We start from the raw sequence: 26431 nt of genomic DNA, 5'->3' as shown, positions 1-26431 counted from the left end.
CTATGTGAAAGTAGGACATTGCCAGGCTCCAAATACAAGAAAGCCCGACTCGAAAGAGCCGGGCTTTTTTACGTCCGCAGAAAAGTAAAAATACATTCCAGATATTATTCGCACAGTCTCCTATTCGCACAGTCTCCACAACCTCCGTAGCGTGGGTTGAGTATCACGAAACCCGCGGGTAAGGCTCACCACACATCTTTGTATGTTAAATATAGTGTTTTTATATATGCGTACCTTAGTACGCACGACATTTGACAGCGTAGCACACCGACTCCTAATAGCAGATCGTTGCTTAAGAAATGAAGCATTTTTTCTACGTCTCTAGAAAAGTGAAATACCTGCCATTATATAGTTCCGCCACTCCTTTGTAGCGTGAATTGAGGCTCACGAAGCCCGCGATTAAAGCATGCAATATAACTTAAAGTAATTAATTAATTTTAAACAGTTCATAGGGTTTAGCTTATTCTCATGCGTAGTACCTCAAGTTTGGTATAAGGCGGTTTGACTATCTATATAGCCTTTGCTTTGATTTACGCTGCGTAAGCAGGTCGTAATCAGGTCGTAGTTATACAATCAGGTTTAGGTTGTGAAAAGCTCGTTTGATATATTAAATAAGCTTTGTAATTAGCTTATAGTGCACTTAAATCGTTTCGTTTTAATGAGCCACCTAAAAAGGCCCAGGGCAAATAACAAAGCGCTGGCTACACCTGATAAAACCCATAGAATTCGTAATGGCTGATCGCCAATGCTGCCATTGTGAAGTGGATGCAACCAGTTTTTAAATTTACTGGCAATGCTCATCTTATCTATATTAAAAACACTTATGAGCTCTCCTGTGCTTGCATTTACTTGCACATAACTGTGAGGAAAGCGATAAGAGGGATCGCTTTTGGTTTTGAACCTAAACCGATATACCGCATTGTGATTTGACGGGGTTTCTACCCATGCTAGCCGTGTATTTGGCATGGCCTCTTGTGCTGTACTAAGTGCTGCTGATAAAGAAATACTGCGCTGGTGTTTTATTATTGCGCTGTTAGGTTTATCTATATTTCCAAGCAGGGATGTTATTAAAGGATCGGTTTGCTTTGGTATTGCCAGCATTATACCGGTTGCTGTTAATAGGATTAAAGGCAGAGCAAAAATTAAACCAAGCAACTTGTGCCAGTCATATAACAAGCCCAGTAAAGAGCTGCGCGCTTTAAACTTTAATGACTTAGCCAATTGCCCTTTTTTAGGCCACCAAGCGCATAGGCCAGATATGAGGAGTATAAGGCTACCTATTCCTATATAGCCTATAACGATTGTACCAGCGCTACCTGCAAGTAACGAGAAGTGTACGTTATAAATCCAGGTAACAAAGTAGTTACCCCATACATCCTGACGTAATATAAGCCTGCCATCAGGGCTTAGCCAAACCATAAGTGGTGCGAAAGCGTGACCCACTGTTTCGTTTGGGTTGTAATATCTTGCGGGAATATAATGTTTATTTTTAGTGCTTTCTAAACGCCACGGGCCTTGTTTATCTGGGTAGTGAGTTTTTAGTGTTTGATATGCGGTATCCCAATTTATAGGCCTCGCTGTTTCTGTACTTAAATTACTTATATTTTCATCTAGTTCGGGGTAATAAACGAGTATAGAACCTGTTAGAGCAATGAGTGCGAGTACACCTCCAATAGATAATCCTAGGTATAAATGTACACGTCTTGCTATTTTTCGCCATGAACCATCAAAACGCATAAAAGAGTGACCATTAAAAATATGCGGTATAGGGAAGGCGCATTGTATCTTTGTTTAATAGAAAAGAGCTGCGACAAAATGTCGCAGCAATAAAGTTAGCTTAGCAAACAAAAACGCCAGCTTTATAGGCTGGCGTTTAAATCAGGCTTGGTAATTAATTATGCTTTTGGGCCTGCATTTTTAATATCATCTGATACATCGTATTTAGCGAAGTTTTCAGTGAAGTCAGCGGCAAGTTTTGCTGCATATTCATTATATTTTGCTTTATCTTCCCATGTATTAATTGGGTTAAGTAGCTTGCTATCCACACCAGGGACTTCCACTGGTACGTCTAGATTTAATACATCGATATGCTGGGTCTCTACATTGGCTAATTTACCAGATACGATTGCATCTATTACAGCGCGGGTAGTTGGAATATCAAAACGCTCACCGGTACCGTATGGGCCGCCTGTCCACCCTGTATTAACAAGGTAAACCTTTGCTCCAAATTCGCGTACACGCTTCATAAGCAGCTCAGCGTAAACACCTGCAGGGCGAGGGAAGAAAGGGGCGCCAAAACACGTTGAGAATGTAGATTCTATATCGCTAGTTGAGCCAATCTCTGTAGAGCCCACTTTAGCCGTGTAACCACTTAAAAAGTGAAAAGCTGCGGCTTCTTCGCTAAGTACAGAAACCGGCGGTAAAACACCGCTCACATCACAGGTTAAAAATACAACAGCTTTTGGCTCGCCAGCACGGTTTTCAACTTTGCGCTTTTCTACGTGCTCTAGCGGGTAAGCAGCACGGCTATTTTGCGTTAAGCTTGTATCGTTAAAGTCAGGTGTGCGTGTTTCATCAAGTACAACGTTTTCTAAAATTGTACCAAAGCGAATAGCATTCCAAATTACTGGCTCATTTTTTTGTGAGAGGTCGATACATTTTGCGTAACAGCCACCTTCGATATTAAATACGCTTCCTGGTGCCCAACCGTGTTCGTCGTCACCAATTAAAAAGCGTGTTGGGTCGGCCGATAAAGTTGTTTTACCAGTACCCGATAAACCAAAGAATAGTGCTGTATCACCCGCTTCTCCTACGTTAGCAGAGCAGTGCATTGGTAATACACCTTTTGCTGGAAGAAGAAAGTTTTGAACGGAGAACATCGATTTTTTCATTTCACCGGCATAACGCATACCAGCAAGTAACACTTTGCGTTGAGCAAAGTTAATAATAACAGTTCCGTCGCTGTTGGTGCCATCACGCTGTGGGTCACAAACAAACGAAGGCACATTCATTACCTGCCATTGGGGTAAATCAGATGCATTATAGTTTTTAGGCTCAATAAACATGTTTTTAGCAAAAATATGGTGCCACGCTGTTTCTGTAGTAACAACTACAGGTAGATAGTGCTCAGGGTCTGCGCCAACTTCTAGGTGAGAGGTGAAGTGGTCATTACTTTGCACATGTGCTTCTACGCGAGCCCATAAAGCGTCAAATTTGTCAGCATCGAATGGGCGGTTTACATTGCCCCATTGGATATCATCTTGCGTTGTTGCTTCTTTTACAATGAAGCGATCTTTAGGAGAGCGACCAGTGCGCTTGCCTGTAATTGCAACAAAGGCTCCATTTGCGGCTAGTGTCCCTTCGCCACGACGAATCGCATGCTCGACAAGTTCAGCTGCGGTTAAATCGACAAAACGTGTTGCGCTTGTAGTCATGTTTATACCTAACTATGTGTGAGAGTTTGAACGGGATAGCTCTGGGTTCTTAGTTCCCTTAAGCTGAAATTATAGTAACAGAAGGATTTGAGATATTCGAGCCTGTAAAGGCCCTAAAAACACATATATTTGCTAAAAAACATGAATAATTTCAATGATACCGGTGTCAGTAAATTAACAAAATTCATGACACCGGTATCATCATTTTATAATATAAAACCGCATATTTTGCGGCTTTATATTTGATTATGAAGTGGGAGGTTAATTAAAAATATTTTTAATATCTTGCTCGTCAAAAACATATTCTTTTAGGCAATAATGGCAGCTAATGTTAACAGCGCCATTTTCAGCAACATCATCAAGTAATGCTTGTTGGCCTACATTAACTAAAGCAGTAATGGTTTTCTCTCTACTACAGCCACATTTAAATGTAATAGCTTGCGGGTCAAATACGCGCGGGTTATCTTCGTGATATAAGCGCGTTAATACGGTATTGGCATCAAGCTCTAATAGCTCTTCGCGTTTAATTGTATCGCTTAAGGCTTCTAAGTGAGTAAAGTCATTAATTGATTTTTGCTTATCAACAGGCAGTACTTGTAAAAACAACCCACAGGCTTTGGCTTTCCCTTCTGTTGTGTCGGTTGCAAACCAAAGGCGTGTTTTTAGCTGTTCTGATTGCTCAAAGTAGCTTTCAATACATTTACTTAATGTATCGTGCTCAAGAGGCACTATGCCTTGATAACGTTCGCCTTTGGTTGGAGTAATGGTGATAACCATATAACCTTTACCTACAAGCTCTTTTACCGTTGTGCCGCTAACCTCGCTTTGCATGCGCGCAATACCACGCATATTTTGTTTATCGTCGCCGTTAATAACAGCGTATTTAACAGGGCCATCGCCTTGTAGCTGAACGGCTATTTCACCCTCAAACTTTAAAGTGGCAGTTAATAAACACGTTGCAACGAGTAATTCACCTAATAATGCTTTAACTGGCTCAGGGTAATTGTGATTAGCTATCATCTCGTTGTAGGCGTGCTCAATTTGAACGAGTTCGCCACGAACATCGAGTTTGTCGAATAAATAACGGTGAAGTAAATCTTGTTGCATGAGCGGCTATACCTAACTTGATTTCATTTTTAAAAGTTCGCGTCGTTGCTTTTTATCGGGCTTTTTATCCGGATGTGGAGCAAAGAAGCTGTTATTTTTGCGTGCGATGGCGTTTTCTTCGCGTTTTGCAATACTTGCATCAGTTTCTTGATACAAGGTCTGTGCAATGGGGGCGCTTTGGCGTTTTTCAAGCACTTTAAGTACCTTGATAAGCTTTTCATCAACGCCTTGGGCAAGTTTTATGGTTGCGCCAACCTCCACAATTTTACTCGCTTTAGTACGTTGCCCATTATAATGTACTTTGCCGCCTTGCACCATTTCGCGTGCAAGCGCACGGGTTTTATAAAAGCGCGCAGCCCATAACCATTTATCTAATCGAACTTTTGGCACACTGTTGTGGTCTGAGTCGGCATTAGTATTATTTTTTTTACTCATTAGGCTTCTTCAATCGACTATTTATATATCGTAAAATTTATCATGAAATCATCGTAGGATGAAGGTATTACGGCGCGTGCTGGTTTTTTAGTCAACATTACATTGTTATATTAATCTGTTTACAAAGTTTAATATTAGTGTGCTTGTTGAATGAAAAATGAAAGGGTACTATGGGTACGCGCTTATGCAGTAAATTAAAATAAGAACATTATTATGGAACAGCAAATTCAACAGCTTAAACAATTTTTAACACGGCTACCCCATGCTAAATTAAGCGCAGTAGTTACGCTGTTAGTCGTTGTTTATCTTGCTTATTTACTCTCAAAATTAGTATGGCTGGTATGGCCACAACCGGTCTCTACACCGCTTACTCCATCTCACTATTCAGCCGCATCGAAGGCTTCTAGTACTACCTCAGTACAAAATATTATAGAGCAATTTTTATTTGGTAAAAAAACTGTAACAAATAAAACTAATACTGCGCAGCAAAACGAAGTAATTAATAATGCGCCAGAAACACGCTTAAGTATTAATCTAACCGGTATTGTTGCTGTAAGTAACGACGATAAGGCAGGTATTGCTATTATTGAGTCACAGGGGCGACAAGTTAGTTACTTAGTTGAAGAGGTTGTACAAGGCACCCGTGCAGAGGTTGCGCAAATACTTCCCGATCGCGTTATTTTAAGTGTAAACGGCCGATTTGAAACGCTAATGCTAGATGGTCTCGACTTTAGTAAAAAAGTGTCTATGCCTGTGCTTGCCGCTCGCGAAGCACAAGACATGGGGCCGCAAAAAATAGAACAAAGCGAGTTGCAAATTAACGCAACCGCTGACCCAGATGTAAAAGAAGCAATAATAGAAACACGAGAAGAGCTACTAAGTGAGCCTGGTAAGTTATTTGATTATATTCGTGTTTCACAAGCAATGAGCGATGGCGAGTTAATCGGCTATCGCTTGAGCCCAGGTAAAGAGCCTGCTCTGTTTAAACAAATGGGCCTACAGAATAATGATTTAGCCGTGGCTATTAACGGCTACCAATTAACAGATTTACAACAGGCAATGGCAGCTATTAATGAGCTGCGTAATACCAGCGATGCCACAATTACGATAGAACGTGATGGTGAGCAAATCGATGTGCAATTTAGCCTGCAATAACTTAGCTTTGGAGTTTTAACATAATGGTTCAGGTGCTACACCTCAAAAAAATTAAAAAAGGGTTAGCTAAGTACGCAGCGCTTTTTTTAGCAGCCAGTATTCCGTTGTCGGTTTCAGCTGTTGAATATGCTGCAAACTTTAAAGGCACAGATATCAACGAGTTTATAAACATTGTTGGTAAAAACCTTAATAAAACAGTGATCATTGACCCAAATGTGCGCGGTAAAGTAAACGTACGCAGTTATGAGTTAATGGATGAAGCGCTGTACTACCAATTTTTCTTAAATGTACTCGAAGTGTATGGCTACTCAGCAGTAGAAATGGACAACGGTATTATCAAGATTGAAAAAAGCTCTGACGCTAAAAAATCAAATGTGCCGCTAATTACAGAAAACAGCGCTGCATCGGGCGATATGATGATCACCCGTGTGGTACGCGTTAAAAATGTAAGTGTTCAAGAGCTTGGTCCATTAGTACGTCAATTTAGCGACCAAAAAGACGGTGGCCATGTAGCAAACTTTAATGCTGCCAATGTCATGATGCTTACTGGCCATGCAGCGTCGGTTAATCGCTTAGTAGAAATTATTCGCTCGGTAGATCAAGCCGGTGATAAGCGTGTAGATATTGTTAAGCTTAAATATGCAACAGCAGATGATGTAGTATCGGTTGTTGAAAATATTTACAAAGACAGCGGTAAAGGCAGCGTTCCTGAATTTTTGATCCCTAAGGTAGTTGCCGATGGCCGTACTAATAGCGTAATAGTAAGCGGTGAAGGGCAAGCCCGTACCCGTGCTATAGAACTAATTAAGCGCCTAGATGGCGAACTTGAAAGCCAAGGTAATACCAAAGTATTTTACTTAAACTACGCCAAAGCAGAGGATTTAGTAAAAGTACTGCAAGGCGTAAGTAAAACGCTTGCAGAAGATGGCCAAGGCACAAGTAAAACTCGCACAAACAATAAAAACGATGCCAGTATTGAAGCTCACCCTGACTCAAACTCATTAGTTATTACAGCACAGCCCGATACCATGCGCTCATTAGAGACCGTGATTGATAGGCTCGATATTCGCCGTGCGCAAGTACTTGTAGAAGCGATTATTGTTGAAGTAATGGAATCGGATGGCGTTAACTTAGGTACGCAATGGATTTCAGAAGATGGCGGTATGTTGCAGTTTAATAATGGCTCAACTGTGCCTGTAGGCTCATTAGCGGTTGCAGGTATTCAAGCGCAAGACACAACCACTACTCAAACAGTAATAGGCTCAGAAAGTGGCTTAGTTACCAGTTACGATGAAACGTCAGAAGGTGATTACACCGCGCTTGCTTCATTATTAAGCGGTGTTAATGGCTTAGCGTTTGGTCTAGTTAAAAACGACTGGGGTGCAATTATTCAGGCCGTTTCAACTGACACTAACTCAAACATACTTGCTACACCTTCAATTACCACCATGGATAACGAAGAAGCGTCGATGATAGTGGGTCAAGAAGTGCCCATTATTACTGGTTCGCAAACAGGCAGTAATAACGATAATCCATTTCAAACCATTGAACGCCAAGAGGTGGGTGTAAAACTAAAAGTAACCCCACAAATTAACGATGGCTCAGCAGTACAATTATTAATTGAACAAGAAGTATCGAGTGTAAGTGGTGCAACCGCTGTCGATATTTCTGTTAATAAGCGCGCCATTACCACAACCGTTATGGCTGATGATGGCGGTATGGTTGTGTTAGGCGGCTTAATTGATGAAGACGTACAAGAGAGTGTATCTAAGGTACCAATTTTAGGTGATATCCCAATTTTAGGTCACTTATTTAAGTCAACTAATACGACCAAACGTAAGCGTAATCTTATTGTATTTATTCGTCCAACTATTATTCGCGATGGCGTTAATATGAATAAGTTAAGCTTTAATAAGTATAACTTTATCCGTGGCGAGCAAATGAAAGAGAAAGAAGATGGCATAGAGCTTATGCCAAATTCAGATGTTCCTTTACTCCCATCTTGGGATGATGAGCTTATTCTGCCACCAACTTATGAAGAGCACTTAAAAGCATTGAGCTCTAAAGAACGTGCAGAGCGTGAAGATGACTAGCGCAATAGAACAAATAAACGAAGACGTGGTTCATCGTAGTGATGAAACACGCTCTGAGGAGTTACTTACAAGTAACGATTTAGTTGAGTTGCCTCCAAAGCGTTTACCTTTTTCGTATGCGCGCAGAGCGGGTGTACTGCTTAGTAAAAATAATGAACAGCAAGTTGTGTATTACCGCGGCGAGCTAGATGTTGAAGTATTGCTAGAAGTGCGTCGCATTGCAGGTAAAGGCTTTACCCTAGAGCAGTTAGCTGACGATAAATTTGAGTTACTATTAGAGGCTGCGTATCAGCGCGACAGCTCTGAAACACAACAAATGATGGAAGATATTGGTAATGAGGTCGATTTATTCTCCCTTGCCGATGAGCTCCCACAAACCGAAGATTTATTAGCCGGCGATGATGATGCGCCTATCATCAAACTAATCAACGCCATGTTAAGCGAAGCAATTAAAGAAGGTGCATCCGATATACATATCGAAACCTTTGAGCAAGAGCTCGTGATTCGCTTTAGGGTTGATGGCGTATTAAAAGAAGTGCTTAAACCTAATCGTAAGCTTGCTTCGTTACTCGTTTCGCGTATTAAGGTAATGGCGAAACTAGATATAGCAGAAAAACGTATTCCGCAAGATGGTCGTATTAGCCTGCGTATTGCAGGGCGTGCAGTAGATGTACGTGTATCTACCATGCCATCTAGCTTTGGTGAGCGTGTAGTATTGCGTTTACTTGATAAAAACAATGCCCGCTTAAACCTTGAAGATTTAGGCATGACGCCGCAAAATCGAGAGTTGTTTGCTGATTTAATTAGTAAACCACACGGTATTATTTTGGTTACAGGCCCAACGGGTTCTGGTAAAAGTACCACCTTATACGCCGGTATGAGCCAAATAAATTCTCGCGATCGTAATATTTTAACGGTAGAAGACCCAATAGAGTACGAAATTCCGGGGATTGGCCAAACACAAGTAAACACCAAAGTAGATATGACCTTTGCCCGCGGGCTTCGTGCAATATTACGTCAAGATCCCGATGTTGTAATGGTCGGTGAAATACGTGACCTTGAAACCGCGCAAATTGGCGTGCAAGCATCGCTTACAGGTCACTTAGTTATGTCTACGCTACATACCAACACCGCCTCGGGCGCAATTACCCGCATGGAAGACATGGGTGTAGAACCATTCTTGCTGTCATCGTCATTGTTAGGCGTGCTGTCGCAGCGCTTAGTACGTACTTTATGTAATAGCTGTAAAGAAGGTCACACTGCTGATGAACGTGAGTGTGAGCTGCTAGGTGTACCGTTTGATAGCGCACCTACAATTTACCGCGCAGTAGGGTGTGAAGAGTGTAACTTTAATGGTTACCGCGGCCGTACTGGTATTCATGAATTACTCGTGGTTGATGAAGAAATACGCGAAATGATCCACAGCGGTAAAGGCGAGCAAAGTGTTGAAAAATACATTCGCCAAAAAAGCCCAAGCATACGCCAAGATGGCTGTAGCCGCGTACTGGCAGGCAAAACAACCCTTGAAGAAATTCTACGCGTTACCCGTGAGGAAGCCTAACCATGGCGGCGTTTGAATACCGTGCCCTTGATGGCCGAGGGAAAGAACAAAAAGGCATTTTAGAAGCCGATACAGCTAAGCAAATTCGCCAAGCGCTGCGCGAAAAAAAACTTACGCCGCTTGAAGTTGTCCCTGCAGCAGAAGGGGAAAAACAAGTTAGTGGCGCAAAAACGCCGCTATTAAGTCGTTTTTTTAAACCCAGCGTATCAACCTCCGATTTAGCCCTTATTACGCGCCAGCTTGCGACGCTCATTCAATCGGCATTGCCAGTTGAAGGGGCTGTCATGGCGGTGGCAGAGCAATGTGAAAAGCCTCGCTTAAAACGTATGCTTATGTCGGTACGTTCAAAGGTAGTAGAGGGTTATACACTGGCCGATGGCATGAGTGAATTTCCACATGTATTTGACGATTTATACCGAGCAATGGTAGCCGCAGGTGAAAAATCAGGGCACCTTGACCAAGTATTAAATCGCCTTGCCGATTACACCGAGCAGCGCCAACACATGCGCAGCCAAATTACTCAAGCCATGGTTTATCCTACCATTTTGGTTATTTTTGCTATTGGTATTGTTTCGGTTTTACTCGGTACCGTAGTGCCTAAAATTTTAAAAACCTTCGAAAAAACTAAGCAAGTACTGCCTTGGACGACCGAATGGGTTATGGCAGGCAGCCACTTTGTACAAAATTATTGGTTTATAAGTTTGTTAGTCATTACTGCGCTGGCAGTAGGCATTAAACATGCACTTAAACAACCTAAAATTCGCTTTTGGTGGGACGACCGCGTACTGCACATGCCTGGTTTTGGTAAAGTAGCGCGGGGTATTAATACCGCGCGTTTTGCACGTACGCTCAGTATTTTATCGTCAAGCTCAGTGCCACTACTTGAAGGAATGCGCATATCGGGTGGTGTATTAGCGAATAAAAAAATGAAAAAATCGGTGGCAGATGCTGCCGATAGAGTCAGTGAAGGTGCAAGCCTAAGAGCGGCTTTACAGCAAACCAAATTGTTTCCGCCGATGATGCTGCACATGATCGCCAGCGGTGAAAAATCAGGTGAGCTAGAACAAATGTTAGAGCGCGCGGCTAATAACCAAGACCGTGAGTTTGAAAGCATGGTAAACGTATCATTAAAATTATTAGAGCCAGCAATGATTGCCTCAATGGCGGTGATTGTTTTGTTTATAGTAATGGCTATTTTACAGCCAATAATGGCAATGAATAAAGCGGTAGGACTTTAAGCTTTAAGGGGTTAGCTAAGTTAGTATTTACTTAGATGACGCCAAATTAAATTATGTTTTTGGAAAATGAGGTATTTACGTGAATAAACAATCAGGTTTTTCTTTACTCGAAGTAATGGTGGTATTGGTTATTATCGGGATGATTATGTCAATTGTGGCGCCTAATATTATGGGCCAACAAGAAGAAGCTGCTATCGATAAAGCACATCTAGATATTCAACAGCTTGAAGATGCAATGAGCTTATACAAGCTTAAAAATAAAAGCTACCCAAGCACAGAGCAAGGCTTAGAAGCATTGGTCAATAAAACCAGCATTGAGCCAATTCCTAAGCGTTTCCCTGATGGTGGTTTTGTAAATGAATTACCAGAAGATCCATGGGGCAACCCGTACCAGCTAATTAGCCCAGGTGAAATTGGCAAGTTTGATATTTTTTCGATGGGACCTGATGGCGAAGCCGGTACCGATGATGATATTGGCAACTGGAACGAAGACGAGCAATAAATGCGACTTAACCAAGCAGTATGGTTAAATACGATTGCACGAGGCTTACTATGCAAGTAAGCCTTAATCGTATGCGCGCCCACCACCGTGGGTTTAGCTTAATAGAAATTTTAGTGGTACTTACTATTATCGCATTTGCGACCAAAATGGTGGTATACAGCTTAGAAGGCGGTGCCGAAGATGAGCTTGATACACAAGCGCTTAGGCTGCATACCACCATTAACATGGCCTCTGAATTTGCTATTTTAAATCAAATAGAACTTGGCTTAATGGTTGAAGAAAACACCCTTGAGTTTCTAGTATTTGATGGCGAAAAATGGATTACCTTTGACCGCGAAGATCTTTACAAGCCTATTGAGCTGGATGAACGGTTAAAACTCACGCTCAATTTAGAAGATTTAGCCTGGTCACAAGAGAACTTACTTGAGCAAGCAAATTGGCGTGAACTAATGAGCGGCGGCGATGACGATAGCTTATTAGAGCTTGAAAAACTAAAAATACCGCAAGTCCTTATTTTATCATCTGGCGAGGTCAGCGCCTTTCAGCTTATTGTTGAATTAAAAGAGCAAAGCGAGCCTGTGTATTACATTGAAGGGGAATTTACAGCCCCTGTTAATTTGCGAAAAGAGCCATAATAATGAGGCTAAATAAAGGCTTTACCTTACTCGAAGTGCTTGTAGCGTTAAGTATTTGTGCTATGGCTGGGATTGCAGCTATGCAAGCAACCGGCGAGCATATAAATCATTTAACAACACTTGAAGAGCAAACATATGCATCGTGGGTGGCAGAAAATGTGCTTGTGGTGCAGCGTAGTAAAGGTAAAGACTGGCAGGCTAAAAATGGCGCGCGCGGCAGCGAAGTAATGGCGGGCGTTGAGTGGTTTTGGAAGCAAGAAATAGCAAAAACTGCAGACAAAAGCTTTGTAAAAGTGACCATAAATGTTTTTAGCGACGAAAAATACGAGCAATCGGTGTACGAGCTTTCAACTTATTTAAATAAAGGTAGCTAATAAGTGAAGCAGCGCGGATTTACATTAATCGAAGTATTAGTTGCTATGGCTATTTTAGCGGTGGTGATTATGGCTACTCACCAAATTTTAGACTCAACCACCAAAGCAAAAGAAGCGTCTGATGAAAAAATAGCGGAGCTTAACGGCCTACAAACCGCATTTAGGTTAATGGATCAAGACTTTAGCCAAATGACTCAGCGCACTGTACGTAATGAAGCCGGTGATGCGCAAGAGCAATACTTACTAGCAGGGCGTTATATATTAGAAAGCCAATACGATGGTATTGCGTTTGTACGTGATGGCTGGGTAAACCCAATCAACTTGCTGCCTCGCTCTGAGTTACAAGCCGTAGGGTATAGAGTGCTTGATGACAATTTAGAGCGTGTATACAGAGTGTATGTAGATCAGCTTGATAATATGGAGCCGCGGGTACAAGTTGTTTTAAAAGGTATTGAAGAGCTTAAATTTGAATTTTTAGATGCCAACAACGAATGGCAAGAGCAATGGCAAATAAAAGCCTTACCTAAAGCGGTTGCGGTTACTTTACAACAAATTGAGGCAGAGCCTATTCGTCGTGTTTTTTTAGTACCCGGGCAGGGCAAAAACAGCGGGGAGAGTAATTAATGAATAAGCGCGAATCACGCGGTGCCGCATTAGTTATTGTGCTGTTTATTGTTGCACTGGCCGCGATATTAGCCGTAGAAATGAGTGCTAATTTAATGGTGCAGGTTCAAAAAAGCACTAACCTGCAAGGGCATCAACAAGCAAAGTGGTATGCCTACGGCGGTGAAGAGCTGGCAATAAAGGCACTAAAGTTAAGTAAAGACGATGATCCTGACAAAACCTCGTTAGATCAGGTTTGGGCCACGCAAGGCGACACCCAATACCCTGTAGATAACGGTACTCTAAGCGGTAAAATTACTGACTTACAGGCGTGTTTAAATTTAAATGCATTAGGGGAAGTGCCAGACCCAAACTCTACCAGCAAAACCAACCCTGCTCATAAAGCACTCTTTGCATTATTAGAAAACATTGAAGATTTACCTGCCGAGGAAAGCGAAGAAGCAATGGCAGACAGTGTATTTGACTGGCTTGATGAAAACAGCATTACCTATCGTTCAGGCGCTGAAGAAGACGAGTATTTATCGCGTGATTACCCTTATATGAGCGCAAATAGTTTATTTGCATCACCTTCTGAGTTGCGTTTGGTAAAAGGTTTTAATCCGCTCGTAATGGAAAAAGTATTACCTTTTGTGTGTGTTATTCCGGGGTCTCCCTTATTATCGATTAACGTTAATACGTTACTTCCCGAACAGGCACTTATTTTAAGTGCCATGATTGACGAATTATCGTTATCGGGCGCAGAGGCCGTTATAGCAGCTCGCCCTGAAACCGGATTTGATAGCGTGGATGAATTTTTTTCCGAGGTACAGCAGCAAGGCGGTACAAATTTAGATTCGGTTAAAGAACTATTTAGTATTAACAGCGAATATTTTAAATTACAAACGCAGGCGACATTTGTCGATTTGCGTTTTTCGATGACCACATTACTTCATGCCAAAAATGGCGAAGTAACGATACTGGCGCGAAAATTTGGAGGCGTACAGTGACAGAAATACTGCTGATCCGCACGGGTCAAACAGAGCAAGATAAATTAAATTGGTTAATTTATTCACCACAAGAACAAGAAATAATTGCCAGTGGGGAATTAACCGATGCAAGCCGTTTAAGTGAGCTAAGTGAAAAAGCGCAAACCCGCGAGGTAGTGGTATTACTGCCTAGCGATCAGGTGCAGCTTAAAACAGTGGCGTTGCCGACTAAGTGGAATCGTAAGTTAGAGCAAGCGTTGCCATACATGCTTGAAGAAGATATTGCGTGCGATATAGACGAGCTATTTGTCGCAATTGGCGAGCCCACTATGATTAATGAGCAGCATGCAATTAAAGTTGCCTTAACAGACCGCGAGTGGTTTGAGGCTTGGCTTGCTTTATTTTCAGAGCATAACTTGGCGGTATACACCATTTTACCTGATGCCCTGCTACTGCCTACAGCCGACGATGATACATTAACCGCCATAGAGCTTAATAATCAGTGGTTATTTAAAAGAGGCGATTGGCATATTAGTGCCGTTGAGAATAGCTGGCTAAGGGATTACTTAAGTGCACTTGGCGAGCCGAGCGTAAAGCACTATAGCCCGGCTAATCAGTTTCCTGAAAGTATTAACCTAATTTCGCAAGCAAGCGACTACGATTTACCATTGGCCTTATTTGCTAAACAACTTCCCAGCGTTAAATTTAATTTACGCCAAGGTATGTACCAGCTTAAAAAGAAAAGTGCACTGTGGTGGGGTTATTGGAAGGGCGCAGCCATTATTACCGGTGTTGCTTTATTTGCTACCATTGCAATAAAGCTTGTTGAACTAAATCAACTTAACTCGCGTGTTGAGCTTGCTAAAGCCCAGGTAGTGGATAGATACCAAAAAGCATTTCCCGGAACTAAAGTACGTCCTAACTTAATTAAAAGCCAAATCAGGGGCGCGCTTAAAACCATTAATGGCGAAAGTGAAGCCGGGTTTTTAGATTTGACCAGCCAATTGGTTGGCGTGTTTTCGCAAGTAAGCGAATTTACGCCAGAAACCCTACGTTACGATAAACGCCGTAATGAGCTGCGAATACGCGCACGCGCAAAAGACTTTCAAACGTTTGGTAAAGTAAAAAGTATACTTGAGCAACAAGGGTTAACGGTTGAGCAAGGGTCGTTAAATAACGATGGCGATTTTGTAGTAGGCGAAATTAAACTGCGAGGTGCAGTATGAAAAAGCAAATAATGCAATACTGGCGCTCTTTAAAAGAGCAGGAGCAGCAATTGATTATGGTTGCTGGTGGTATATTTGTTATTTTTGTTTTAGTAATGGGGATTTTTAGACCTCTAAATAACGCTATAGATAAAGCCAAAAAGTCGTACGTCACTCAGCAAGAGCTGCTCGTATGGGTTGATGAAAGCATAGTAAAGTTAAAAGCGGCGGGTAACACGCAGGCAATTAGCAATCAAAATATTAGCCAAGTGGTTAATTCAACGCGTAGTCGCTATCGTATTACTATTAGTAAAATGCAGCCTAACGATAACTCGTTACGTTTAACGCTTGATTCGGTAGAGTTTAATCAATTAATAGAATGGTTAGACGAACTGGTTAATCAGCATGGCTTAACAGTAGAGAACCTTGATTTAAGCAAAGATGATAAATCAGGGTTTGTACGTGTAAGCCGCTTAGTACTAGAGAAGTAATTAATGAAAAAAATAATAATATTATCAGTGGTATTTTTTATTAGTTTTATTGTGTTTTGCATAATGAAATTACCAGCGGCCATTGCGTTAGACCTAGCTAAGCCGTACTTACCAAAGCAGCTTGAAATAGGGCAAACCGTAGGGAGTGTATGGCAAGGTCAAATGATGCAAGTGCGCTATCAAGACGAGCAGCTAAATAATGTACGCTGGGATATTGCTGGCTGGCAGTTATTTACGGGTAATTTAAATGCTAACTTAAAATTTGGTAATCCGCGTGAGCGTAGCGATATTTCGGGCTATGCTGATGTGAATTACGGATTATTTAATAATGTGGTTAAAGTTACCGATGGTATAATTCGCTCGACCGTAGAGCGTGCCATGCAACGTATTGCACTACCTATACCAGCTACGGCTAAAGGTCGAGTCATTTTAGAGCTTAACGAGTACACCTCAGGTGTGCCTTATTGTGAGTCATTAAAAGGCGAGATTGCTAGCCCAAATATAGATGTTAAAGGCTTTAATGGCTGGTTTAATATAGGGCCACTGAGTGGCATGTTAAGCTGTAAGTCGGGCGATATAGCTATTTTGGTCGACCCAGATAACACGTTAGGTCTTGAAGCCGACGCAACACTTAAAGCTAACTTTGACTTTAAAGTAGCAGGCTATGTTAAACCTGATGCCAGCTTACCAAAAGATGTACACGACGCGGTTAAGTTTTTAGGCCGCCCCGATGCACAGGGCCGCTACCCACTAAATTTTTAATGTAATAAAAGAGATTTAATGCAATTACCACAGTTTAACGAGCAACACGCACAGCAATTAAGTGCATTTTTAAGTACTCAACCTCAGGCTATGTCATTAACACAAAGCCAAGGCTATCTATTTGGGGTTATTTGTTCGCCAAGCCCATTAGAAGTTCACCAGTGGTTAGCGCATATTGTGCCTAATACGGCTAACGATTTAGACGAAGAAATACTATTTTTATTTATGGCGTTATACCATCAAATTAGTGAGCAAGTATTTGAAACCGGTTACAAGTTACCCGCCAATTTTGACCTAGACTATACCCAAGCGTGGAGTGAAGGTTTTTTACGTGCTACTCAAGAATACGCACAACCTCTATTAACAGCTCCCGCTTTAGAGCCTCAGTACAAAGAAGCACTAGAGAGTGCGCTAAGTACGCTTAGCTTTTTTGCTGTTGATGAGCAAGCAAGAGTGCAAATTGCGCAGCAAAATAGCATGACACTCGAAGCTTTATATCAGTATCAGTACGAATCAATGGGCGACTTTGCATTAGGTTTTGCCGAGCTTATTGAAGTGGTAGCCATAAACAGTGGGCTGATTACAGATGAAGGGTGGGAAGAGTAGCCTTTAGGTGTATTAAACGGCGCTTAGGATAATTAAGCGCCAAGTTCTAAAATAATATCAGTGCAGCCTTTTTTACACTTAACAACGCCTTTACCCGGCTCGCTGGTGGCTAAATCGAGTGTTAACACCTCGCCGCACTGCTCACAATGCAAGGTTTTTCCTTGCGATAGCTTTTTAAGTATTGTGCGCTGTTTATGAAAAGAGTCACTCGCTTTTTTGTTTAACTGCGAAAAATCCACTACTTAGCTCTCTTTTGTTCTAATGCATCCGATACAATTTTACACACTGTATTTAAACGCTCTTCGTAAAAATATAAATTTAGGTCGCGCTCACGGCAATAACGTAAATGAAATAACTGCACTGAATCATCAGTGGTAAAGGTTTTTTCAATATATTCGTGTTCAGACTCAGAGAGCTTTAACGCACTGCTAATGCGGTTTTTAGCCATATTGGCTGCTGGGCTACGGTTTATTTTGCTCGCATCACTTAAAAAACCCACACCTTCACCTAATAGCTTTTCGCGGGGCTCTTTAACTAATGGGTGATCAATAGTAAAAAACGCAAGGATCAGAATGACCAATATAATAAACTTTTTCATGAATGCGTAAACCTTGATCTTAATGGGGTAAATTTAGCAAGCAGTGTAATAAACTGCATTTTAAAAGCAAGTAACTGAGATGAATAAATTATTAGCAATCTATACCTGTAATTTTAGCCAGTATTGTTATAATAGCCAACAGCAGTTAGATATTTCTGAAATATCTGAAAGTATTCAAACAGCTGATTATTTAAACTAATCACATTTACCATTAACGAACTACAGTTACAGTATAGAATACGCACATATTGCTACGTTTTTATTTCCAAGCGGCGTTGAGGAACTTCGATGGACAAGCAAATTAAAGTAAAGAATATACCTGCAGAGGTTAAAATCCAACAACCGGATTTAAGCCGTCAAGACGACAGGTTTAACCCACGTAACCGAATTTATGTTCGCGCAGTAAAAGGGCTTCATCAGTTACTTAGACAGCGTATAGGCTTTTTAGGCATGCTTGCCTTTATGCTTTTGCCTTGGATAAATTTTAATGGCCAGCAAGCTGTGTTATTTGATTTAGTTGGCCAAAAGTACAATATTTTTGGGCTAACGCTGTGGCCGCAAGATTTCACTATATTAGCCTTTATATTTATGTTGGCCGCGTTTGCACTCTTTTTGGTTACTACCTTTTATGGCCGAGTATGGTGTGGCTATACCTGCCCGCAAACTGTATGGACCTTTATATTTATTTGGTTTGAAGAAAAGTTTGAAGGCACAGCGAATCAGCGTAAAAAGCTAGATCAACGCCCGATGGACTTTGATAAGTTTTGGCGAAAAACAGCAAAGCACACCAGTTGGGTTTTATTTGCCCTATATACGGCGATTTCGTTTGTCGGATACTTTACGCCTATCCGTGAATTACTCCCTGACTTTGTTACCTTTAATGTAGGTGGTTACGCGCTGGTAAGTATTATTTTCTTTGCAGCGTGTACTTACGCTAATGCAGGGTGGATGCGTGAAATTATGTGTTTACACATTTGCCCCTATTCACGTTTTCAATCAGCTATGTTTGATAAAGACACTTACACCGTAACGTACGATGAAAAACGCGGCGAAAGCCGAGGCCCACGCTCGCGTAAAATTGCCCACGAAGATTTAGAAATGGGCGATTGCATAGACTGTAACTTGTGTGTGCAGGTGTGCCCTACAGGGATAGATATTCGTAATGGTTTGCAAGCCGAGTGTATAAACTGTGGCGCATGTATTGATGCCTGCGATGGTGTAATGGATAAAATGGATTATCCGCGGGGTCTTATTTCTTATACTACAGAGCGTAATCTCGAAACACCTGAAAATAAAACCAACCCACTGCGAGCTAAAATCATAGGTTACACGGTCATACTGGTGGTGCTTACCAGTGCGCTGGTGGCTAACATTGCATTTAGAAAGCCTATGGACTTTGACATAATACGAGACCGTAACCAACTGTATCGTGTTGACTTTAATGGCTTGGTAGAAAACACCTATACATTAAAAGTAATCAACAAGGCGCAGTACGAGCAAACCTTTAATATTGATGTTCAAGGCCTTGAAAACTTTAAGTACATTGGCAAGCAAACATTTACAGTGCAAGCAGGGCAATCGCATAATGTGCCACTTTCAATTGTGATGGACCCGTATGATTTAAAAGCGCCAATGACGGAGTTTAACTTTGTACTTTCACCGGTTAATGACCCCGATGAAAGCATATCGCAACCGAGTAACTTTTTTAAAGCGCGATAAACACACTAACAAAAGCGGGGTAACCCGCTTTTTACATTAAGAAGCCCATGAGTAAATTTAGTTTTGAAGATTTAACGCCCGACTTAATTCTCGATGCGATAGAAAGCGTTGGTATATATGCAGAGTCAGGTTTATTAGCACTTAATAGCTACGAAAACAGAGTCTACCAATTTAAGGCGGAAGATGGCCTGCGCTACGTTGTTAAGTTTTACCGACCAGAGCGCTGGAGCAAAGCGCAAATACAAGAAGAGCACGACTTTGCATTTGAATTAGCTGAGGCCGAAGTACCCGTTGTTGCACCCATTAAGCACAACGGAGAAAGCTTATTTGAGCACCAAGGTTATGTATTTGTGTTATTTCCAAGTGTAGGCGGGCGACAATTTGAAGTTGATAACCTGGATCAACTTGATGTAATGGGTCGTTTAATTGGCCGTATGCATCAGGTGGCTAAAAGCAAACCATTTGAGCACAGACCTACTTTTAGCTGCGAGGAATATTTGCATACAGCTAAAGTTCATCTGCAAAAAAGTAATTTGGTACCTATGGGGATCAGCACGGCTTTTTACACCATATTGGACTTGGTTATTGAACAAGCGCAAGCACAGTATAAAAATGTGCAAGAGATCCGCTTACATGGTGATTGCCACGCAGGTAACATTTTGTGGGCAGGCGAAGCACTTATGTTTGTTGATTTAGATGACGCTCGTCAGGGGCCGGCCATTCAAGATTTATGGATGATGCTCAGTGGCGATCGTCAAACACAGCTGTTACAGTTAGACACCCTTGTAAATGCGTATGAAGAGTTTTGTGATTTTGACCACACTCAACTCAAATTAATTGAACCGCTTCGTGCAATGCGTATTATTCACTATATGGGTTGGGTAGCTAAACGATGGAGTGATCCTGCGTTCGTACGGAACTTTTCATGGTTTGCTGAAGACAAATACTGGGAGCAACAAATTTTAGCGCTTAAAGAGCAGTTTGCAGCACTGCAAGAAGCTCCGCTGAAGTTATTGCCATAAAATTTTATTTAAAAAGTACACGAGATACCAATGCTTAAAAAATTGAAACTGAGCCTACTACTTTTATGTTTACCATTTGCAGCCCTTGCTGCACAGTTTGAAGCCGATAACCAGTATACTGTTATTGATGTAGAAAAAAGCGCAGAGCCGCAAGTAACCGAATTTTTCTCGTTTTACTGTCCGCATTGTTTTAAATTTGAGCCTGTTGCAAAGGCAATTGAAAAAAGCCTACCTGAGGGCACTGAATTTATAAAAAATCACGTTAACTTTTTAGGTGGTGTATCTCCACAGGCGCAAAGCAACTTAAGCTACGCCTACTTAATTGGTAAAAAGCACGGTCAAGCACAAAGTATCAGCGACCAAATTTTTAAAAGTATTCATGTACAGCGCGCACCTTTAACGCAAATGAAAGACGTTAAAAAGTTGCTTGAAGTTAACGGTATCGATAGTGCAACGTTTGATCAAGACATTGCCAGCATGCCAATTATTTCAGCTGAGCGTGCCATGCAAGATAAACAAAACAAATATTCAAAACTAGGTGCGCTAACAGGTGTGCCTACCTTTATCGTAAACGATAAGTATAAAATAAACATTAACACCATTAATAACCAGCAAGAACTGAATGAGTTAGTTGCTTTTTTACTAACACTTTAATCTCGGAGAACAATAACAATGATCAAATTAGTTAAAGCAGGTTTACTTGCATTACTACTGCCTATGGCTGCGAGCAGTGTAGCCGCCACTTATGAAGAAGGCGTACATTACGATGTAGTTGCAGAGCGCGCGACTAAAAAGCCAGAAGTAAAAGAGTTTTTCTCATTTTATTGCCCTGCTTGTAATAACATGGAAGCGTTAATTGGTGAGTTTAAGCCAAAGTTAGACAAAGACGTTAAATTTAAAAAGAGTCACGTTGATTTTGTCGGTGTTCGCGATCCAGAAAACCAACAAATGATGAGCCAAGCGCTAGCAACCGCGGAAGTACTTCCGCAAAAAGATAAAATTGTTGCGGCTATTTTTAATCACATTCACACTAAGCGCGCTAAATTTAACGAGCTTGCAGATGTAAAAGATGTGTTTGTAGCGCAAGGTGTTGATGGCGATAAGTTTGATAAACTATACAAAAGCTTCTCGGTACGTACTTTAAGCTCTAAAATGAAGCGTGACCAAAATTACTTTAAAGAAAAAGGCGCGCTACGTGGCGTACCAACCTTTATCGTAAATGGTAAATACAAATTAAATCTAGGGCGTGAGTCTGGTATTACCGCGCCAGAAGATATTAGTAAATTAATTAACTATTTAGCGAACAAGTAAGATTTGCTAAAACAAAAAAAGCTCCGTAAGGAGCTTTTTTTGTTTATAGGGATATAGCAATGGAAAAAGTATTAATATCGAGTTGTTTATTTGGCTTACCTGTTCGATACGATGGTAAAAGCCAAGCATTATCGCACCCGCAAATTAATGTATGGCGTAAAGAAAATAGGTTAGTTATGTTTTGTACTGAGGTGGCTGGTGGATTGCCAACACCTAGAGCATCAGCAGAGATAAAACAAGGCAGAGTAGTAACGAGCACTTATGAGGATGTAACTAAAGAATTTAAATCAGGTGCAGCTAAAGCCCTAGACTTATGTAATGAGCATGCAATTCGTTTTGCTTTACTTAAAGAGTCGAGCCCTTCGTGTGGTAGAAATACAATTTACGATGGTAGCCATAGTGGGGTAAAAGTACAGGGCATGGGCATGACTGCTAAGTTGCTGATGGAGCATCAAATTGAAGTGTTTAGTGAAAATCAAATACCAGCACTTATAAAGGTGCTGGCATTATAATATTAACTCACTATTTTCTTTGTAAGAAAACACCCGATTCTATGTGATGCGTATAAGGGAACTGATCAAATATCGCAAAGCGCTTAACATTGTGAGTACGGGTTAAATGATCTAAATCGCGCTCAAGCGTTTCTGGGTTGCACGATATATAAATAATGTTCTCGTAGTTGGCCACTAAGTCACAGGTAAGGGTATCCATACCTGCGCGTGGAGGGTCGACTAAAATAGTTTGACAATCGTAACTTTTTAAATCTATCCCCTCTAAACGCGAAAAGGTACGTTCGCCATTCATTGCCTGGGTAAACTCTTCACTCGACATACGAATTATATCTAAGTTATCTACCTTATTTTTAGCAATGTTGTATTGCGCCGAATGCACAGAAGACTTAGATATTTCAGTAGCCAATACGCGATTAAACGAACCCGCCAATGCAATAGAGAAATTACCATTACCACAGTAAAGTTCCAGCAGGTCATTACTCAGTGGTTTACATAAGTCTTGTGCCCACTCCAGCATTTTTATATTCACTTTAGCATTAGGTTGCGTAAAGCTATTTTCTACTTGTTGATAAATAAGCTCCTGGCCGTTTACGGTTAAACGCTCAGTAACAAAATCATTGCCTAGTACTTCTTTTTGTTTGCGCGCACGACCGATAAAGTCAATGTTGTATTTGCTGCTCAGTTTTTCTTTCAGGGCTTTTATTTCAGTCAGCCACTGATCATCGAGTGGTTTGTGATAAAGCAAGCTTACTAAAATCTCGCCACTTAATGACGATAAATAATCGATTTGAAACAGCTTACGACGTAATACTTCACACGACTTTAAATTATCAATCATCACCTGCATAACTTCACCAACTAAGGGCGCGGCAGGGTCAAAGGTGTCGACGCGAATTTTTTCTTTCGTGGCCTGATCAAACATAATATGAAATAGATCATCCCCATCGTGCCATACTCTAAATTCAGCACGTTGGCGGTAGTTAATTGGCTCTGAGCTAAACACCTCTAACGCTTGCACACCAAATCGCTTAAATTGCGACGTAATACGCTGCTCTTTTTCATTTAGCTGCGTATCGTACTGTGTGGTATCTATTTTAATCACTGCCATTAATGCTACTACCTTATCTATGAGATCTATTTATCGGCGCTATTGTAGGGAGCGAGCAGTATTTGTCTAGTTTTGCTGATAATAAAGTTGCTGTTTTTTTAAACATGTACTTTAGTTTTGTCACTATTAGCCGATAATAAGCTAAGTACGTAACGGAGGTGGATCATGAAAATCGGTAATTATGGCTATACGCCAAACAACAACGTAAACAAATTCAGTAATAAAGAGGCGCTACAGCAGCCAACTATCCATTCTCCGCAAGAAAGTTCATTACAGCGAGGCAGAGAACTTGCTGCAAAAGTGCTTGGCGACAAAATGGCAGAGCAACTAGGTTTACCTGTTGAGCAAAAACAAGCCGATAAACCTTTATTCGATTTTGATGAAATAGTAAAAAATGTACTCGACTTTGTATCTGGCGCAGTTAATAAAGCCAAAGCCAATGGTGCCGATGACGATAAATTAAAAAATATGTTAGATGATGCGCGCACAGGTGTTCAAACCGGTATAGACGAAGCGGTTGATGAGCTAAAAGGCACCGGTGTATTTAACGAAGAAATGCAAGAGGGCATCGACAAGTCAAAAGAAGGCATTTTTGAGGGGCTTGATGAGTTTGAGCAAACCCTATTTAACCCACAAGCGGCCAGTGTTAGCGTAAGCCAAGCACAATATGTAAGTATGAGCAGCAATGCCGAGTATAAGTTTACAACGGCCGAAGGTGATGAGGTCAGTATTAGCTTTGCTGATGCATATGAGTCTCAAACAGCGAGCGGGTATCAACAAAGCAATAATAGCGAATCGTTTGCCAGCTCATCGTCGCAATCTCGAGAGCTGTCTTTTTCAATGTCGGTTAATGGTGATTTAAACGAACAAGAGCAAGATGCTATTAATGCCATGATGGAAGAGCTACAAGGTGTAAGTAAAACATTCTTTAGTGGTGATTTGGATGAAGCATTTGAAAAAGCACAAGAGCTGAGTTTAGGCAGTGAGCAACTTGTTGCATTTTCAATGGACCTTCGTCAAACAAAAACAGTCGCTACCGTTAAAAGTTATGAGCAATATCAGCCAAACCCAACAAAAGAAGTAGCCGATGCGATCGCGCCTTTTAATGACGATCTAAAAAATGCATTTGATAAAGCATCGCAACTAGGCCTACAAGATCAGCTTGCCGGTATTATAGAGTGGCTAAACCAAGATCAAGCAGCGGTCGATCAGCTAGTTGATTACACCCAGGCAATGTTTGAAAACCTAAACCAATTAAATTCAGCGGGCGACGCACTCGACGCGCTAAAGTCTGAGCAAAGCTAAACTACTTTCTTTTATAAATACCTCATGGCAAACTGCCGTTCTTAATAAACAGTAGGAACCAAAGTTTGTCAGCCCACATAATGGTATTTGATTCAGGTATAGGTGGCACCACCGTGCTTGAGCATATTCAAAAGCGTATTCCAGATGCACAGTACAGCTACTTTATGGATAATGCGTTACTCCCTTATGGCGCGCAAACCCAGCAAACTATTATAGGGCGTTTATGCTCACTCATTTATTTTATTGAGCAAAACGCGCTTAATGTCGACCTTATTGTTATAGCCTGCAATACAGCCTCTACATCAGCCTTAAGTGAAGTACGCAAAATTACATCAATACCTATTGTAGGCGTAGTGCCAGCAATAAAGCCTGCTGCTGAAGTAACTCGCACAAAGCACATCGGCTTATTGGCAACCCCCGCCACAGTTGCAAGCCCCTATACTCATACATTAATAAAAGAGCATGCCAGCAACGTAACAGTGAGTTTATATAGCAGTGTTGAGCTGGTGGCATTGGCAGAGCAGTTATTTTTCACTCAGCAGCTAGATACACTCAAACTGCATAATGAGCTTACGCGTTTGCGCATTAACTCAGATATAGATGTACTTGTACTAGGTTGCACACATTTCCCAATTCTTAGCGATGCCATACAAGCGTACTTTAATAACGCAGTGCAATTACTCGATTCAGGCGCGGCCATCGCTAGCAGAGTAAACTACCTACTAGAGCAGCATAACTTTGGAAATAAATTTACAGACAAAAAAAAGCCGCTGCAATATTATGCAACGGCTGATGTTTTTAGTAATAAGCTAGCTATAAAGCACGTTACACTGATTGATCCGTCTCAGTACGTAAAGAGCTAGAATCATCTTCTTGTTTTTGTTTTGCCTCACGTACTTTTAAAGTACGCTGTTGGAACTCACTATCGTTTAACTTAGCAATTGCATTGTCTGCATCTGCCTGTGCCATTTCAACAAAACCAAAGCCACGACGTTTGCCAGTATTTTTATCCTTTAATAGGCGCACGTTGAAAACTTTACCTTGTTCTTCAAACAAAGCGCGAACAACACCTTCATTTGCACGATAAGGAAGATTACCAACATAAAGTGTTTTTGTTTTAACTTCAGCTTCTTCACCACCTTCCGATGACATTGCAGCAATAGCAATCCCACCAATTAATAAACCAGCACCAAATAGCAATGCTGGGCTTAAAGCTAAGCCGCCTAAAGCAAACTCAACAATAACAAAACCAACTACAGCAAGAATAATAGAGAAGATAAAAGATTTTTGATCGGGTAATTTCATTTTAGATCTACCAATAAACAGGAAATAAACATTAATTTAACATTGTGAACTTGCTATCTTAACGTCTTAAACGAACATAGCAATGAAATTTATATTAAATAATAAAAATCAGTATAAAAAAGCATCATCTTAGCCAGTGATTTAGCTAGTTTTACACTGTTTTGCTCTATTTTTGTTCGAACAGTAAAAAGATCTAAAAAAAGGGTTGATCTGTTTTCGGATCTCCCTATAATGCGACCCCACTGAGACGGGGAACGCCAACGCATAGCGAGGCAAGAGCTGCTCACAGAGTTAAGTAAAACTTCGGTTTTAAATCTTCTAAAAAGAAAGTTTAAAATTAAGTGTTGACTCGAAAAATAAAGGA

At 41.1% G+C, this 26431-nt stretch carries 28 protein-coding genes and 1 pseudogene; 20 read left to right on the top strand and 9 right to left on the bottom strand.

The features are described from left to right. Positions 1–624: 624 nt before the first annotated feature. The 4 genes from MTN96_RS35350 to hslR all read right to left on the bottom strand — a co-directional run bounded on the left by MTN96_RS35350 (position 625) and on the right by hslR (position 4976). Positions 625–1737 carry a PepSY domain-containing protein gene (locus tag MTN96_RS35350; protein ID WP_248534630.1) on the bottom strand — a complete coding sequence of 371 codons (1113 nt, stop codon included), beginning with the start codon at positions 1735–1737 and terminating at the stop codon, positions 625–627. A gap of 158 nt (positions 1738–1895) precedes the next feature. Further along, the gene (locus MTN96_RS35345; RefSeq protein ID WP_004588454.1) at positions 1896–3434 is read right to left on the bottom strand and encodes a phosphoenolpyruvate carboxykinase; all 1539 of its coding nucleotides are present in this window, start codon (positions 3432–3434) and stop codon (positions 1896–1898) included. 261 nt (positions 3435–3695) lie between these two features. Then, on the bottom strand, positions 3696–4541 hold the full coding sequence (gene hslO / locus MTN96_RS35340; RefSeq protein WP_024032560.1) for an Hsp33 family molecular chaperone HslO: 846 nt from the start codon (positions 4539–4541) through the stop codon (positions 3696–3698). A gap of 12 nt (positions 4542–4553) precedes the next feature. Next, positions 4554–4976 (bottom strand): ribosome-associated heat shock protein Hsp15, encoded by a 423-nt coding sequence (hslR, locus tag MTN96_RS35335; RefSeq protein ID WP_248534628.1) that lies wholly within the window; start codon positions 4974–4976, stop codon positions 4554–4556. Positions 4977–5189: 213 nt separating this feature from the next. On the opposite strand from hslR, the gene gspC reads away from it, so the two are divergent. The 13 genes from gspC (at position 5190) to MTN96_RS35270 (ending at position 17187) form a co-directional block, all read left to right on the top strand. Next, on the top strand, positions 5190–6131 hold the full coding sequence (gene gspC / locus MTN96_RS35330) for a type II secretion system protein GspC (protein WP_054983940.1): 942 nt from the start codon (positions 5190–5192) through the stop codon (positions 6129–6131). 23 nt (positions 6132–6154) lie between these two features. Further along, positions 6155–8224 (top strand): type II secretion system secretin GspD, encoded by a 2070-nt coding sequence (gspD, locus tag MTN96_RS35325; RefSeq protein WP_248534626.1) that lies wholly within the window; start codon positions 6155–6157, stop codon positions 8222–8224. Then, complete coding sequence (gspE, locus tag MTN96_RS35320) at positions 8217–9785, top strand: type II secretion system ATPase GspE (RefSeq protein ID WP_004588449.1); 1569 nt, start codon at positions 8217–8219, stop codon at positions 9783–9785. The genes gspD and gspE overlap by 8 nt, the downstream gene beginning before the upstream one ends. Positions 9786–9787: 2 nt before the next feature. Continuing rightward, a complete protein-coding gene (gspF, locus tag MTN96_RS35315) occupies positions 9788–11023 on the top strand; it encodes a type II secretion system inner membrane protein GspF (protein WP_004588448.1) in 1236 nt (411 codons plus the stop codon). A 79-nt stretch (positions 11024–11102) separates the two neighbouring features. Further along, positions 11103–11525 carry a type II secretion system major pseudopilin GspG gene (gene gspG / locus MTN96_RS35310; protein ID WP_004588447.1) on the top strand — a complete coding sequence of 141 codons (423 nt, stop codon included), beginning with the start codon at positions 11103–11105 and terminating at the stop codon, positions 11523–11525. Positions 11526–11575: 50 nt separating this feature from the next. Next, complete coding sequence (gene gspH / locus MTN96_RS35305; RefSeq protein ID WP_004588446.1) at positions 11576–12160, top strand: type II secretion system minor pseudopilin GspH; 585 nt, start codon at positions 11576–11578, stop codon at positions 12158–12160. 2 nt (positions 12161–12162) lie between these two features. After that, positions 12163–12534, top strand: coding sequence for a type II secretion system minor pseudopilin GspI (gene gspI / locus MTN96_RS35300; RefSeq protein WP_024032554.1), 372 nt, complete (start codon positions 12163–12165; stop codon positions 12532–12534). 3 nt (positions 12535–12537) lie between these two features. Further along, a complete protein-coding gene (gene gspJ, locus MTN96_RS35295) occupies positions 12538–13158 on the top strand; it encodes a type II secretion system minor pseudopilin GspJ (RefSeq protein ID WP_004588444.1) in 621 nt (206 codons plus the stop codon). Then, positions 13158–14144: a type II secretion system minor pseudopilin GspK gene (gene gspK, locus MTN96_RS35290; protein WP_004588443.1), complete on the top strand. Its 987-nt coding sequence runs from the start codon at positions 13158–13160 to the stop codon at positions 14142–14144. The genes gspJ and gspK overlap by 1 nt, the downstream gene beginning before the upstream one ends. After that, positions 14141–15349, top strand: a complete 1209-nt coding sequence (gene gspL, locus MTN96_RS35285) for a type II secretion system protein GspL (RefSeq protein WP_121638090.1) — start codon at positions 14141–14143, stop codon at positions 15347–15349. The genes gspK and gspL overlap by 4 nt, the downstream gene beginning before the upstream one ends. Beyond that, on the top strand, positions 15346–15819 hold the full coding sequence (gene gspM, locus MTN96_RS35280) for a type II secretion system protein GspM (protein WP_121638089.1): 474 nt from the start codon (positions 15346–15348) through the stop codon (positions 15817–15819). The genes gspL and gspM overlap by 4 nt, the downstream gene beginning before the upstream one ends. Positions 15820–15822: 3 nt before the next feature. Then, a complete protein-coding gene (locus MTN96_RS35275; protein WP_064387295.1) occupies positions 15823–16581 on the top strand; it encodes a type II secretion system protein N in 759 nt (252 codons plus the stop codon). Positions 16582–16599: 18 nt separating this feature from the next. Then, complete coding sequence (locus MTN96_RS35270) at positions 16600–17187, top strand: UPF0149 family protein (protein ID WP_096042409.1); 588 nt, start codon at positions 16600–16602, stop codon at positions 17185–17187. Positions 17188–17219: 32 nt separating this feature from the next. Here the strand turns inward: MTN96_RS35270 and MTN96_RS35265 are convergent, their stop codons facing one another. Together MTN96_RS35265 and MTN96_RS35260 are read right to left on the bottom strand one after the other, a co-directional pair. Further along, positions 17220–17426, bottom strand: a complete 207-nt coding sequence (locus tag MTN96_RS35265; RefSeq protein WP_004588438.1) for a hypothetical protein — start codon at positions 17424–17426, stop codon at positions 17220–17222. Next, positions 17426–17785 (bottom strand): hypothetical protein, encoded by a 360-nt coding sequence (locus MTN96_RS35260; RefSeq protein WP_004588437.1) that lies wholly within the window; start codon positions 17783–17785, stop codon positions 17426–17428. Before MTN96_RS35260 ends, MTN96_RS35265 begins: the two co-directional genes overlap by 1 nt. Before the next feature lie 288 nt (positions 17786–18073). Between MTN96_RS35260 and ccoG the strand changes: the two genes are divergently transcribed. The 5 genes from ccoG to MTN96_RS35235 are packed head-to-tail and all read left to right on the top strand — an operon-like array spanning position 18074 to position 22349. Next, positions 18074–19504 (top strand): cytochrome c oxidase accessory protein CcoG, encoded by a 1431-nt coding sequence (gene ccoG / locus MTN96_RS35255; protein ID WP_248534624.1) that lies wholly within the window; start codon positions 18074–18076, stop codon positions 19502–19504. Positions 19505–19551: 47 nt separating this feature from the next. Beyond that, positions 19552–20526: a serine/threonine protein kinase gene (locus MTN96_RS35250; RefSeq protein WP_248534622.1), complete on the top strand. Its 975-nt coding sequence runs from the start codon at positions 19552–19554 to the stop codon at positions 20524–20526. Positions 20527–20556: 30 nt separating this feature from the next. Then, positions 20557–21180 (top strand): thiol:disulfide interchange protein DsbA/DsbL, encoded by a 624-nt coding sequence (locus tag MTN96_RS35245; RefSeq protein ID WP_024032543.1) that lies wholly within the window; start codon positions 20557–20559, stop codon positions 21178–21180. A gap of 18 nt (positions 21181–21198) precedes the next feature. Continuing rightward, the gene (locus MTN96_RS35240; protein WP_004588433.1) at positions 21199–21837 is read left to right on the top strand and encodes a thiol:disulfide interchange protein DsbA/DsbL; all 639 of its coding nucleotides are present in this window, start codon (positions 21199–21201) and stop codon (positions 21835–21837) included. A 59-nt stretch (positions 21838–21896) separates the two neighbouring features. Beyond that, positions 21897–22349: a DUF523 domain-containing protein gene (locus tag MTN96_RS35235; protein WP_248534620.1), complete on the top strand. Its 453-nt coding sequence runs from the start codon at positions 21897–21899 to the stop codon at positions 22347–22349. 10 nt (positions 22350–22359) lie between these two features. On the opposite strand, the gene trmA is transcribed toward MTN96_RS35235, so the two are convergent. Then, complete coding sequence (gene trmA, locus MTN96_RS35230) at positions 22360–23457, bottom strand: tRNA (uridine(54)-C5)-methyltransferase TrmA (RefSeq protein WP_054983929.1); 1098 nt, start codon at positions 23455–23457, stop codon at positions 22360–22362. Positions 23458–23622: 165 nt separating this feature from the next. On the opposite strand from trmA, the gene MTN96_RS35225 reads away from it, so the two are divergent. Continuing rightward, positions 23623–24762, top strand: a complete 1140-nt coding sequence (locus MTN96_RS35225; protein WP_248534618.1) for a DUF5610 domain-containing protein — start codon at positions 23623–23625, stop codon at positions 24760–24762. Between the two features lie 65 nt (positions 24763–24827). Continuing rightward, complete coding sequence (murI, locus tag MTN96_RS35220; protein WP_248534616.1) at positions 24828–25625, top strand: glutamate racemase; 798 nt, start codon at positions 24828–24830, stop codon at positions 25623–25625. Here murI and MTN96_RS35215 read toward each other — a convergent pair. Both MTN96_RS35215 and MTN96_RS35210 read right to left on the bottom strand, forming a co-directional pair. Further along, positions 25588–26067 carry an RNA-binding protein gene (locus MTN96_RS35215; RefSeq protein WP_248534614.1) on the bottom strand — a complete coding sequence of 160 codons (480 nt, stop codon included), beginning with the start codon at positions 26065–26067 and terminating at the stop codon, positions 25588–25590. The genes murI and MTN96_RS35215 overlap by 38 nt on opposite strands. An 89-nt stretch (positions 26068–26156) precedes the next feature. Next, positions 26157–26431: pseudogene (locus tag MTN96_RS35210) on the bottom strand (hypothetical protein); the annotation flags it as partial.

Source organism: Pseudoalteromonas sp. 2CM28B, from assembly GCF_023161935.1.
Note: the sequence above shows the minus strand (reverse complement) of the source record. Positions and strands in the feature narration are given on the sequence as shown.